Raw genomic sequence first — 12,264 nt, 5'->3', positions numbered from 1 at the left:
ATGCTTGAAGACAAGCGCGCGCTGGCGCGCCTGGGCGGCGGCGAAAAGCGCATTGCCGCCCAGCATGCCAAGGGCAAACTGACCGCGCGCGAGCGCATGGAGCTGCTGTTCGACGAGGGCACGTTCGAGGAATGGGACATGTTCGTCGAGCACCGCTGCGTGGACTTCGGCATGGCTGACAACAAGATTCCCGGCGACGGCGTGGTCACCGGCTACGGCATGATCAACGGCCGCCTGGCCTTTGCCTTCAGCCAGGACTTCACCGTCTTCGGCGGCGCGCTCTCCGAGACGCATGCCGAGAAGATCTGCAAGGTGATGGATCAGGCGATGAAGGTCGGCGCGCCGGTGATCGGCCTGAACGATTCGGGCGGCGCGCGTATCCAGGAAGGCGTGGCCTCACTGGGCGGCTATGCCGACGTGTTCCAGAAGAACGTGATGGCCTCGGGCGTGATCCCGCAGATCAGCATGATCATGGGACCTTGCGCTGGCGGTGCGGTGTATTCGCCGTCGATGACCGACTTCATCTTTATGGTGAAGGACTCGTCCTACATGTTCGTCACCGGCCCTGAGGTGGTGAAGACGGTGACGCACGAGGAAGTGACTGCTGAGGAGCTGGGCGGCGCGGTGACGCACACCAGCAAGAGTGGTGTCGCCGACCTGGCCTTCGACAACGACGTCGAGGCCATCCTGATGCTGCGGCGCTTCTTCAACTACCTGCCGCTGAACAACCGCGAGAAGCCGCCGGTGCGCCCCAGCGGCGACCCGGGCAACCGTCTGGACTACTCGCTGGACACGCTGGTGCCTGAGAACGCCAACAAGCCCTACGACATCAAGGAACTGATCCTGAAGGTCGTCGACGATGGCGACTTCTTCGAACTGCAGCCTGACTACGCGGCCAATATCGTCATCGGCATGGCGCGCATGGAGGGCCAGACGGTGGGCATCGTCGCCAACAACCCGCTGGTGCTGGCCGGCTGCCTGGACATCAAGAGCTCCATCAAGGCGGCGCGCTTTGTGCGCTTCTGCGATGCCTTCAACATCCCGGTGATCACCTTCGTGGACGTGCCCGGCTTCATGCCCGGCACTTCTCAAGAATACGGCGGCATCATCAAGCACGGTGCCAAGCTGCTGTACGCCTACGCCGAGTGCACCGTGCCCAAGGTCACCGTGATCACCCGCAAGGCCTATGGCGGCGCCTATGACGTGATGGCCTCCAAGCACCTGCGGGGCGACGTCAACTTCGCCTGGCCCAATGCCGAGATCGCGGTGATGGGCGCCAAGGGCGCGGTGGAGATTATTTTCCGCGAGGACAAGGGCGACCCCGAGAAGTTGGCGGCCCGCGAGGCCGAGTACAAGGCCCGCTTCGCCAACCCCTTTGTGGCCGGCGCGCGCGGCTTCATTGACGACGTGATCCAGCCGCACGAGACGCGCAAGCGCATCTGTCGCTCGCTGACGATGCTCAAGGACAAGAAGCTGGAGAACCCGTGGAGGAAGCACGGCAACATCCCGCTGTGATCGGCCCCTCCCGCGCATCCGACAAGGCCTGAAGCGACCGTCCGCACCCCAAGCCATGAGCTCAACACTGCACCGCCTGTTCAACCTGCGCCGAGACCAGGATGACCCGCAAGTGATCGATGCGGACATCCGCGCCGGCAGCCGGCCTGTGGGCGCCAATCTGTGGGTGCTGTTCTTCGCGATTCTGATTGCCTCGGTGGGGCTGAACGTCAATTCCACTGCGGTGATCATCGGCGCGATGCTGGTCTCGCCGCTGATGGGGCCGATCATTGCGATGGGCTATGGCGCCGCGGTGCAGGACATCAAGCTGATCCGCGAGGGCGCGCTGGCGCTGGCCATCTTTACGGCGCTGAGCCTGCTGACGTCGACGATCTACTTCGCGATCAGCCCGCTGGACCAGCCCGGCAGTGAGTTGCTTGCGCGTACCTCGCCCACACTGTGGGACGTGCTGATCGCAGCGTTTGGCGGTGCCGCTGGCATGGTGGCAGCGACGCGCAAGGACGTTTCCAACGTGGTACCGGGCGTGGCCATCGCCACCGCGCTGATGCCGCCGCTGTGCACTGTGGGCTTCGGCTTGGCCCATGGCCGCTGGGACATGGTGGGCGGGGCCTTCTACCTGTTCCTGATCAATGGGGTGTTCATCGCAGTGGGCACGCTGGCGATCAGCAAGGTGCTGCGGCTGCCGCAGCGGGGCTCGCTGGAGCCTGCGGTGCGGGCCCGGCACCGGCTTCTGATCGGCTTGGGCATCACGATGGTGCTGGTGCCGAGTGTCTGGTTTGCCTACCGGGTGGTTCAGCAAGAGCTGTTCACGGCCGGTGCGCTGCGCGTGGTCGACGCCTTGCAGCAGGACCAGCGCCTGGTGATCGTGGCTCAGCGGGTGGACCCGGCGACCCGTACGCTGCGGCTCACGCTGGTCGGCGGTGCGGACGAGGCCAAGGTGCGCGAGTCGGCGCAGGCGCTGTTCAGCCGGGAAAAGATCCCACAGGCCAAGTTGGAATTGCGGCTCGCCGGCGATGCGCCGCTGGATGTGGGCTCGCTGCGCGATCAGTTGAAGCAGGACATGGACCGCACCGTGCTGCAACGCCTGCAGGTGGCGGAAGCCCGCTTGCAGGCCATGGACCAGGCCGTGGCCGGACTGACTGCACAACGCCAGTCGGAGCTGGCGGACACGGCTGCCGCGCTGCGCGATGAGGTGCAGGCCCAATTGCCTCAAGTCGTGGCGCTGACCCTGGCCTATGGCCGGCGTGTCGAGGCCGGTGAGGCGCCGGCAGCTCAGGCTCGGCGGGCGTCAGGCGAGAGCCCCGCCGCATCCATGCCCTCCAGTACGCCGCCGCTCGCCGTCGTCGTGATCGAGCGGACGCGGGCCTTGAGCCCGGAGCAGGCCTCGGCCTTGCAGCGCTTCCTCGCCGTGCGGCTTGGCCAGCCTGATGTGCAACTGATCGAACAACCCAGCCCGATGCTGCCTGAGCGCAGCCGGAGCTCGCAACGATGACGGGGCAGTGCCCCACCGATATCTGCTCGATGGAGAGAAACGCATGTTCAAGAAGATCCTGATCGCGAACCGGGGTGAAATCGCCTGCCGGGTAATCAAGACTGCCCAGAAGCTCGGGATCAAGACGGTGGCCGTCTATTCCGAGGCCGACAAGGATGCCCGCCACGTCGAGCTGGCCGACGAGGCCGTGCTGCTAGGCGCAGCACCTAGCCGCGAGAGCTATCTGGTGGCTGACAAGATCATTGCCGCCTGCAAAGCCACCGGCGCCGAGGCCCTGCATCCGGGCTATGGCTTCCTGTCCGAGAACGAGGACTTCGCCCGCCGCTGCGAGGAAGAGGGCATCGTCTTCATCGGCCCCAAGCACTATTCGATCGCTGCGATGGGCGACAAGATCGCGTCGAAGAAGCTGGCCAACGAGGCCAAGGTCAGCACCATCCCCGGCCACAACGAGCCCATCCTCTCGCCCGAGGAAGCCGTCGAGATCGCCAAGAAGATCGGCTACCCGGTGATGATCAAGGCCAGCGCCGGCGGCGGCGGCAAGGGCCTGCGCGTGGCATTCAACGACAAGGACTGCTTCGAAGGCTTCACGAGCTGCCGCAACGAGGCGCGAAACAGCTTCGGCGATGACCGCGTCTTCATGGAGAAGTTCGTCGAGCAGCCTCGCCATATCGAGATCCAGGTGCTGGGCGACAGCCACGGCAATGTGGTCTACCTGCACGAGCGCGAGTGCTCGATTCAGCGCCGCCACCAGAAGGTGATCGAGGAGGCGCCGTCGCCCTTCATCAGCGACGCCACGCGCAAGGCGATGGGCGAGCAGGCCGTGGCCCTTGCCAAGGCGGTGAAGTACCAGAGCGCCGGCACGGTGGAGTTCGTGGTCGGCAAGAACCAGGACTTCTACTTCCTGGAGATGAACACCCGCCTGCAGGTGGAGCACCCGGTGACCGAGTGCATCACCGGCCTGGACCTGGTGGAGCAGATGATCCGCGTGGCCGCCGGCGAGAAGCTCTCCTTCGGCCAGGGCGAGATCCGACGCGAGGGCTGGGCCATTGAGTGCCGCATCAACGCGGAAGACCCGTTCCGTAACTTCCTGCCCTCGACCGGCCGCCTGGTGAAGTACCAGCCGCCTGCGGCGAACCTGGAGCAGGGCAGCGAGACCCTGGTCGGCGACAGCTATGCGAATGGCCAGTTCGGCGGCGTGCGGGTCGATACCGGCGTCTACGAAGGCGGCGAGATCCCGATGTTCTACGACTCAATGATCGCCAAGCTGATCGTGCACGGCAAGGATCGCAATGATGCGATTGCCAAGATGCGTGAGGCGCTCAACGGCTTCGTGATCCGCGGCATCAGCTCCAACATCCCCTTCCAGGCCGCGCTGTTGGCTCACCCGGACTTTGTCACCGGCAACTTCAACACCGGTTTCATCGCGCAGCACTACGGTGGCGGCTTCCGTGCCGAGGACGTGCCGCATGAGGATGCGCTGTTCCTGGTGGCGCTGTCAGCCTTCGTCCGCCGCAAGACGCGTGAGCGCGCCGCCGGCATCAGCGGTCAGTTGGCCGGCCACGAGGTGCGCATCGACAGCGACTACGTCGCCATCGTCAACGAGGGCGAAGGCAAGAAGCGCCGGCATCAGGTGCACATCGCCGAGTACGCCGGCCACAGTGGCGAGGCCGAAGTGCGTGTGGACGGCAAGGCCTACAAGATCGTCTGCGCCTCACGCCTGAACGACATCCGCTTGAGCGGCACAGTCAACGGCAAGCCCTTTACGGCCCAGGCCGAGCGCGGCACGCTCAAAAGACCGCTGGCCTACCGCATCAGCCACAACGGCACGGCGATCGAGGTAACGGTGCTGTCGCCGCGAGCCGCCGAGCTGGCCGCGCTGATGCCCTACAAGGCACCGCCCGACACCAGCAAGTCACTGCTGTCGCCGATGCCGGGCCTGCTGGTGGCCATCGCTGCGCAGCCGGGCCAGATCGTCCAGGCTGGCGAACGTCTGGCGGTCATCGAGGCGATGAAGATGGAGAACATCCTCGTCGCCACGCAGGACGTCAAGGTGGCCGAGGTGCTGGCCAAGGTCGGCGAAAGCCTGGCCGTCGACCAACCCATCATGCGTTTCGAGTGAGGGTCAGGTCATGACAGGCAACAAGCCCTACAGGATTCTCGGCATTCAGCAGATCGCCATCGGCGGGCCAGACAAGGCCGCGCTGCGCAAGCTCTGGGTGGATGTGCTGGGCCTCACGGTGACCGGCAACTTCGTCTCCGAGCGCGAGAACGTCGATGAGGACATCTGCGCCATCGGCAGCGGCCCGCACAAGGTCGAGGTCGACCTGATGCAGCCACTGGACCCTGAGAAGAAGCCGGCCGTCCACGCCACGCCGCTCAACCATGTGGGCCTGTGGGTGGACGACCTGCCCAAGGCCGTCGAGTGGATGAGCGCCAACGGCGTGCGCTTTGCCCCGGGCGGCATCCGCAAGGGCGCTGCCGGCTACGACATCTGCTTCATCCACCCGAAGAGCAACGACGAGTTCCCCATTGGCGGCGAAGGCGTGCTGATCGAGCTGGTGCAGGCACCGCCCGAGGTGGTGGCGGCGTTGGGTTGACGCTCCGTCCATCGATGCTGGCGAGACCGCCGGCCGAGCATGCAGGAGTTGCCGTGACTTCGTGAATCGAGAAGGATTTATTGTTCCTTTTGGTAGATTCTTGATTTCCGCGAAGGCAGAATGAGGTGTCGCGCAAGAGTTTTGCGTCTCCTCTTCCTGCTGGAACGACTCAATGAAAGACAGCCTGACTTGGCCCGCTTCGAACCGCATCGCTGCCGGTGCTCACGCCCTGTCGAGCTTGCGCTTGCTCAGCTTGTCGGCGCTGACCTTGCTCGTTGGTGCACTGCACCAGGTGGCAGACGCGGCAACGCCTTCCTATCCGCAGCATGCGCTGACATGGACAGTTGCCTTCCCGGCCGGCAGTGCCACCGACCAGTTGGCGCGCGTGTTGGCCGAGCATGTAGGCAAGCAGGCCGGGCAGGCCATCGTGGTGGAGAACAAGCCCGGTGCGAACGGCACGCTGGGCACCTCATCCGCCGCCAAGGCTGCGGCAGACGGCTACAGCTTTCTGATTGCCACCAGCACCACGCACGCGGCCAATGCTTCGCTGTACCGCAAGCTGCCCTATGACCCGATCAAGGATTTCACGCCAGTCTCGCGTCTGGCCGAGATCCCCTTCATCATGTTGGTCAACCCGGCGGTGCCGGCTGACACGGCCGAGAAGTTTGTGGCCCATGCTCGTGCCAATCCGGACAAGATGGCCTGGGGCTCGGGCTCCAGCGGCAGCCTGATTCCTGGTCAGGCCCTGGTCAGTGCCAACAAGCTGGTGCTGGCGCACATTCCCTACAAAGGCGTTCAGCCTGCCATGACGGACGCCATTGGCGGCACCATCCAGCTGGTATTCGGCGATCTGGCATCCGGCGTGCCGCAGGTCAAGGCAGGCAAGCTGCGCGCGCTGGCCGTGACCTCGGCCAAGCCGCATCCGATGCTGCCGGGCGTGCCGCCCTTGTCCACTGTGGTGCCGGGCTTCGAGATGACGGCCTGGTTCGCCATGTATGCGCCGGCTGGTACGCCCGAGCCCATCGTCGCCAAAATGAATCAATGGGTGCGCAATGCGCTGAACGACAAGGCCTTGCAGCAGAAGCTGGCCCAGTCGGGCTTTGGCCTGACGCCCAGCACGCCGGCTGAGCTGGGCTTGTTTGCAGCCAAAGAGACCCTCAAGTGGGCCAAGGCCGTGCAAGCAGCCGGGATTGTGGCCGAGTAGGTCGGCGGCACCGAGAAACTGCCGGACATCGATGCCATGCGGCTGGATCTGACCACGCTGAACCTCGTGCTGGCGATCGAGCAGACGCGCTCGATCACGCGCGGCGCGCAGCAGGAACATCTGGCGCTGGCGGCGGCCAGCAAGCGCATCTCCGATCTGGAGGCACGCCTGGGCGTGCAGCTGTTCGAACGGCGTGCGCGCGGTGTGGAGCCGACCGAAGCCTGCCGTGCGCTGGTGCGTCACATCCGCTCGCTGCATGCGTCGCTGCATGCGCTGGAGAGTGAGGTGATGGAGTTTGCCCGCGGTATCAAGGGCCATCTGCGCATCGCCGCCAACACCGGCTCGATCGCCGAATGCCTGCCGCCTGATCTGGCGGCTTTCTTGCAGGCCCACCCGCAGATTCGCATCAGCCTGGAAGACCTCACCAGCGCCGAGGTGCAGGCCGCGGTGGCCGAGGGGCGAGCCGATGTGGGCGTGTTCACCGCGCCGCTGCTGGACAACCGCCTGCAGACCTGGACTTACAAGCCGGCCCGGCTGGCGGTGCTGGTGCCCAAGGGCCATGCCCTGGCGACGCAGGCGGCGGTGAGCTTTGATGATCTGCTGGCCTACGATCTGATTGGCCTGCATGCCGGGGCCGCTGCGCAGGAATTGATGCGGGAGCAGGCGCTTGCCCGCGGCCGCACGTTGAATGCGCGGCTCCAGGTGCGCGGCTTTGACGCCATCGCGCAGTTGGTCGAGGCAGGTCTGGGCGTGGCTGTGCTGCCTGAGGAGCCGGCTGAGCGCTTTGCCAAGGTTTTCGAGGTCAAGCGCCTGCGCCTGGATGAGACCTGGGCGCAGCGCGACTATGTTCTGGGGGTCATGCGTCAAGAGCGCCTGCCCACCGTGGTGCAGCGTTTTGTCGATGCGCTGTGCCCTGCTGTTCGACGAGAAGAGGAAAGAAGCAAAGCATGAATGCTGTCACTGCACGCACGCTCTACGACAAGCTCTGGGATGAGCATGTCGTCCACACCGAGGAAGACGGCACCGCTGTCCTCTATATCGACCGCCATCTGGTGCATGAGGTGACCAGCCCGCAGGCCTTCGAGGGACTGCGCCTGGCCGGACGCAAGGTCTGGCGTGTCAGCTCCATCGTCGCCACCGCCGACCACAACACGCCCACGACGGGCTGGGAGCTGGGCTATGACGGCATCACGGACGCCACCAGCAAGCAGCAGATCACCACGCTGGACGCCAATATCAAGGCTTTCGGCGCGGCGGCCTACTTTCCCTTCCTGGACAAGCGCCAGGGCATCGTTCATGTGATGGGCCCGGAGCAGGGCGCCACGCTGCCCGGCATGACTGTGGTTTGCGGCGACAGCCACACCTCCACCCACGGCGCCTTCGGCGCGCTGGCGCATGGCATTGGCACCTCGGAGGTCGAGCATGTGATGGCCACCCAGACCTTGCTGGCCAAGAAGGCCAAGAACCTGCTGGTCAAGGTGGAGGGGCAAGTGGCCAAGGGCGTCGGCGCCAAGGACATCGTGCTGGCCATCATCGGCAGGATCGGCACGGCTGGCGGTACCGGCTACACCATCGAGTTCGGCGGCTCCGCCATCCGAGCGCTCTCCATGGAAGGCCGCATGACGGTCTGCAATATGGCCATCGAGGCCGGCGCGCGCGCCGGCCTTGTGGCGGTGGACGAGACGACGATCAACTATGTGAAGGGTCGGCCCTTCACGCCTACGGGTGTCGAGTGGGACCAGGCGGCGGCCTATTGGCGCACGCTCCACAGCGACGCCGGCGCGCATTTCGACGCCGTGGTCGAGCTGGACGCCGCGCAGATCCGCCCGCAGGTGACCTGGGGTACCAGCCCGGAGATGGTGCTCTCCATCGAGGACCGCGTGCCGGATCCCGACAAGGAAAAGGACGCCGTCAAGCGCGGCGCCATCGAGCGGGCGCTGCAGTACATGGCGCTGGAGCCGAACAAGGCGATCGCGGACATCCGGATCGACAAGGTCTTCATCGGCTCCTGCACCAACAGCCGCATCGAGGACATGCGCGAGGCCGCTGCCGTGGTCAAGCGCCTGGGCGGCCGTGTGGCCAGCAATGTGAAGCTGGCTCTGGTTGTGCCGGGCTCGGGCCTGGTGAAGGCGCAGGCCGAGGCCGAAGGCCTGGACCAGATCTTCAAGGCCGCTGGTTTTGAATGGCGTGAACCCGGCTGCTCGATGTGCCTGGCGATGAACGCCGATCGGCTGGAGCCGGGTGAGCGATGCGCCTCGACCAGCAACCGGAATTTCGAAGGGCGTCAGGGCGCGGGTGGCCGCACCCATCTGGTCAGCCCGGCGATGGCGGCCGCCGCGGCCATCGAGGGTCATTTTGTCGACGTGCGTCGCATCGCCTGAGGAGCATAGCCATGGACAAGTTCACCGTGCACAAGGGCCTGGTGGCCCCGATGGATCGTGCCAATGTCGACACCGACGCGATCATTCCCAAGCAGTTCCTGAAGTCGATCAAGCGCAGCGGCTTCGGCCCCAACCTGTTTGATGAGTGGCGCTATCTGGACCGCGGTGAGCCCGGCCAAGACCCGGCCAGCCGCAAGCCCAACCCGGATTTCGTGCTGAACCAGCCGCGCTACCAGGGTGCCAGCATCCTGCTGGCGCGCGAGAACTTCGGCTGCGGCTCCAGCCGCGAGCACGCGCCCTGGGCGCTGGAGCAATACGGCTTCCGCAGCATCATCGCGCCGAGCTATGCCGACATCTTCTTCAACAACTGCTTCAAGAACGGCATGCTGCCTATCCAGCTGCCCGAAGCGCAGGTGGCGCGCCTGTTCGACGCAGTGGCCGCGTTCCCGGGCTACCAACTGACCATCGACCTGGAGCGCCAGGTCGTCGTCACGCCGGATGGCGAGGCGCTGCCCTTCGAGGTACAGGCCTTCCGCAAGTACTGCTTGCTCAACGGCTTCGACGACATCGGCCTGACGCTGCGTCACGCCGACAAGATCAAGGCGTTTGAGGCCGAGCGCATTGCCACCAAGCCCTGGCTGGCCCACCGCCTGGTCGGGTGAAGAGAATAAAGAAGGAACAGAAGATGAAGATCGCAGTCTTGCCGGGTGACGGCATTGGTACCGAAATCGTCGCTGAGGCCGTCAAGGTCCTGAAGGTGCTGGACCTGCCGCTGGAGATGGAAAGCGCGCCGGTCGGCGGCGCCGCCTACGAGGCTTCAGGCCATCCGCTGCCCGAGGCCACGCTGCAGCTGGCCAAGGATGCCGACGCTATCCTGTTCGGCGCCGTGGGTGACTGGAAGTACGACAAGCTGGACCGTCCGCTGCGCCCTGAGCAAGCCATCCTGGGCCTGCGCAAGCACCTGGGCCTGTTTGCCAATTTCCGCCCGGCGATCTGCTACGAGCAGCTGACCCATGCGTCCAGCCTGAAGCCCGAGCTGGTGGCCGGCCTGGACATCCTGATCATCCGCGAGCTGACCGGCGACATCTATTTCGGCCAGCCGCGCGGCCGCCGCACTGCCGTCGACGGTCACTTCCCCGGCGCCGAGGAAGCCTTCGACACGATGCGCTACTCGCGCCCCGAGATCGAGCGCATCGCCCATGTGGCCTTCCAGGCCGCGCGCAAGCGCAACAAGAAGGTCACCTCGGTGGACAAGGCCAATGTGCTGGAGACCTTCCAGTTCTGGAAGGACGTGGTGACCGAGGTGCACAAGGAGTATCCGGACATCGAGCTCGAGCACATGTACGTGGACAACGCCGCGATGCAGCTGGTGAAGGCGCCGAAGAAGTTCGACGTGGTGTTCACCGGCAATATGTTCGGCGACATCCTCTCGGACGAGGCGGCGATGCTGACCGGCTCGATCGGCATGCTGCCCTCGGCCTCGTTGGACAAGAACAACAAGGGACTCTACGAACCTAGCCATGGCAGCGCGCCGGACATTGCGGGCAAGGGAGTTGCCAATCCTCTGGCTACAATCCTGTCTGCTGCCATGATGCTCAAGTTCTCCCTCAACCAGCCCGAAGCCGCTGCTCGTATCGAGCAGGCGGTGCAGTCCGTGCTGGCCCAGGGTCTGCGTACCGCGGACATCTGGAGCGAGGGCACCCAGAAGGTGGGCACGCGCGAGATGGGTGATGCAGTCGTCAAGGCCATCACCACCACCAAAACCATTAAGAGCTAGTCCAGCTCCGGTTCGTCTCGCCCCTACACCCCCAAGGCGAAGCGAGCCGGAGGGGGAAGAGATTCGAGTTTCTTTCAACTCACTTTCTGTTAGGGCGATAGAGGTATCACGATGACGACACTGGTAGGACTGGTTGGTTGGCGCGGCATGGTTGGCTCCGTGCTGATGGAGCGCATGGTTGCCGAGCGGGATTTCGATCTGATCGAACCCTTGTTCTTCAGCACCTCGAACGCCGGCGGCAAGGCCCCGGCGCAGGCCAAGAACGAGACCACGCTCCAGAACGCCTTCGATATCGAGCAGCTCAAGCGCTGCGAGATCATCATCACGGCCCAGGGCGGCGACTACACCAGCGAGGTCTTCCCCAAGCTGCGTGCCACCGGCTGGAACGGCCACTGGATTGATGCGGCCTCGACGCTTCGCATGGCGGATGACGCGGTCATCATCCTCGACCCGGTCAATATGCCTGTCATCAAGGACGCTCTGGCCAAGGGTGGCAAGAACTGGGTCGGAGGCAACTGCACCGTCAGCTGCATGCTTATGGGCGTGGGCGCGCTTTACAAGGCCGGTCTGGTCGAGTGGATGAGCACGCAGACCTACCAGGCGGCGTCGGGCGGCGGCGCGCAGCATATGCGCGAACTGCTGACGCAGTACGGCACGCTGAACGCCGAGGTCAAGGCGCTGCTGGACGACCCCAAGAGCGCGATCCTCGAGATCGACCGCAAGATCATCGCCAAGCAGCGCAGCCTGACGGCCGCCGAGACTGCCAACTTCGGCGTGCCGCTGGGCGGTTCGTTGATCCCGTGGATCGACAAGGACCTCGGCAATGGTCAGTCCAAGGAAGAGTGGAAGGGCATGGCCGAGACCAACAAGATCCTCGGGCTGGGTGAGGGCTTCGGCTCCGCGCCCATCCCGGTGGACGGTTTCTGCGTGCGCGTCGGCGCGATGCGCTGCCACAGCCAGGCCCTGACCTTCAAGCTGAAGAAGGACGTGCCGGTGGCCGACATCGAGGCCATGATCGCCGCCGACAACGAGTGGGTGAAGGTGGTGCCCAACACTCGCGAGGCGACCATTCAAGACCTGACCCCGGTGGCCGTGACCGGCACGATGACCATCCCCGTGGGCCGCATCCGCAAGCTGGCGATGGGTCCGGAGTACGTTGGTGCCTTCACCATCGGCGACCAGCTGCTGTGGGGCGCGGCCGAGCCGCTGCGCCGCATGCTGCGCATCCTGCTGGATCGGTGATTTCCCTCGGCTTGCCGGCGCAGCTCGTTGCCGGCAAGCCACAGGGCGGTAACCGC

At 65.1% G+C, this 12,264-nt stretch carries 10 protein-coding genes; all 10 read left to right on the top strand.

The window, feature by feature from the left end:
- Positions 1-1,515 (top strand): acyl-CoA carboxylase subunit beta, encoded by a 1,515-nt coding sequence (locus ACIQ67_RS07270; RefSeq protein ID WP_397533688.1) that lies wholly within the window; start codon positions 1-3, stop codon positions 1,513-1,515.
- 55 nt (positions 1,516-1,570) lie between these two features.
- Positions 1,571-3,007: a DUF389 domain-containing protein gene (locus ACIQ67_RS07265; protein WP_397533687.1), complete on the top strand. Its 1,437-nt coding sequence runs from the start codon at positions 1,571-1,573 to the stop codon at positions 3,005-3,007.
- Between the two features lie 43 nt (positions 3,008-3,050).
- Positions 3,051-5,126, top strand: coding sequence for an acetyl-CoA carboxylase biotin carboxylase subunit (locus ACIQ67_RS07260; RefSeq protein ID WP_397533686.1), 2,076 nt, complete (start codon positions 3,051-3,053; stop codon positions 5,124-5,126).
- Between the two features lie 10 nt (positions 5,127-5,136).
- Entirely contained in the window at positions 5,137-5,604 is a 468-nt protein-coding gene (locus ACIQ67_RS07255) for a VOC family protein (RefSeq protein ID WP_397533685.1), read from the top strand.
- Between the two features lie 172 nt (positions 5,605-5,776).
- Complete coding sequence (locus ACIQ67_RS07250; RefSeq protein ID WP_397533684.1) at positions 5,777-6,808, top strand: Bug family tripartite tricarboxylate transporter substrate binding protein; 1,032 nt, start codon at positions 5,777-5,779, stop codon at positions 6,806-6,808.
- Positions 6,809-6,844: 36 nt separating this feature from the next.
- Positions 6,845-7,759 carry a LysR substrate-binding domain-containing protein gene (locus ACIQ67_RS07245; RefSeq protein ID WP_397533683.1) on the top strand — a complete coding sequence of 305 codons (915 nt, stop codon included), beginning with the start codon at positions 6,845-6,847 and terminating at the stop codon, positions 7,757-7,759.
- Positions 7,756-9,189 carry a 3-isopropylmalate dehydratase large subunit gene (gene leuC / locus ACIQ67_RS07240; RefSeq protein WP_397533682.1) on the top strand — a complete coding sequence of 478 codons (1,434 nt, stop codon included), beginning with the start codon at positions 7,756-7,758 and terminating at the stop codon, positions 9,187-9,189. Before ACIQ67_RS07245 ends, leuC begins: the two co-directional genes overlap by 4 nt.
- 11 nt (positions 9,190-9,200) lie before the next feature.
- The gene (gene leuD / locus ACIQ67_RS07235) at positions 9,201-9,851 is read left to right on the top strand and encodes a 3-isopropylmalate dehydratase small subunit (RefSeq protein ID WP_397533681.1); all 651 of its coding nucleotides are present in this window, start codon (positions 9,201-9,203) and stop codon (positions 9,849-9,851) included.
- A 23-nt stretch (positions 9,852-9,874) separates the two neighbouring features.
- Positions 9,875-10,966 carry a 3-isopropylmalate dehydrogenase gene (gene leuB, locus ACIQ67_RS07230; RefSeq protein ID WP_397533680.1) on the top strand — a complete coding sequence of 364 codons (1,092 nt, stop codon included), beginning with the start codon at positions 9,875-9,877 and terminating at the stop codon, positions 10,964-10,966.
- A 111-nt stretch (positions 10,967-11,077) separates the two neighbouring features.
- Positions 11,078-12,208 carry an aspartate-semialdehyde dehydrogenase gene (gene asd, locus ACIQ67_RS07225; RefSeq protein WP_397533679.1) on the top strand — a complete coding sequence of 377 codons (1,131 nt, stop codon included), beginning with the start codon at positions 11,078-11,080 and terminating at the stop codon, positions 12,206-12,208.
- Positions 12,209-12,264 lie beyond the last annotated feature (56 nt).

Source organism: Roseateles sp. (genome assembly GCF_044373315.1).
Classification (GTDB): Bacteria; Pseudomonadota; Gammaproteobacteria; order Burkholderiales; family Burkholderiaceae_C; genus JACDQM01.
This window is presented reverse-complemented; position numbering and strand designations above follow the sequence as displayed.

Coding starts and splice junctions, on each gene's coding strand:
- ACIQ67_RS07270 (WP_397533688.1), top strand. CDS start 1: ATGCTTGAAGACAAGCGCGCGCTGGCGCGCCTGGGCGGCGGCGAAAAG.
- ACIQ67_RS07265 (WP_397533687.1), top strand. CDS start 1,571: ATGAGCTCAACACTGCACCGCCTGTTCAACCTGCGCCGAGACCAGGAT.
- ACIQ67_RS07260 (WP_397533686.1), top strand. CDS start 3,051: ATGTTCAAGAAGATCCTGATCGCGAACCGGGGTGAAATCGCCTGCCGG.
- ACIQ67_RS07255 (WP_397533685.1), top strand. CDS start 5,137: ATGACAGGCAACAAGCCCTACAGGATTCTCGGCATTCAGCAGATCGCC.
- ACIQ67_RS07250 (WP_397533684.1), top strand. CDS start 5,777: ATGAAAGACAGCCTGACTTGGCCCGCTTCGAACCGCATCGCTGCCGGT.
- ACIQ67_RS07245 (WP_397533683.1), top strand. CDS start 6,845: ATGCGGCTGGATCTGACCACGCTGAACCTCGTGCTGGCGATCGAGCAG.
- leuC (WP_397533682.1), top strand. CDS start 7,756: ATGAATGCTGTCACTGCACGCACGCTCTACGACAAGCTCTGGGATGAG.
- leuD (WP_397533681.1), top strand. CDS start 9,201: ATGGACAAGTTCACCGTGCACAAGGGCCTGGTGGCCCCGATGGATCGT.
- leuB (WP_397533680.1), top strand. CDS start 9,875: ATGAAGATCGCAGTCTTGCCGGGTGACGGCATTGGTACCGAAATCGTC.
- asd (WP_397533679.1), top strand. CDS start 11,078: ATGACGACACTGGTAGGACTGGTTGGTTGGCGCGGCATGGTTGGCTCC.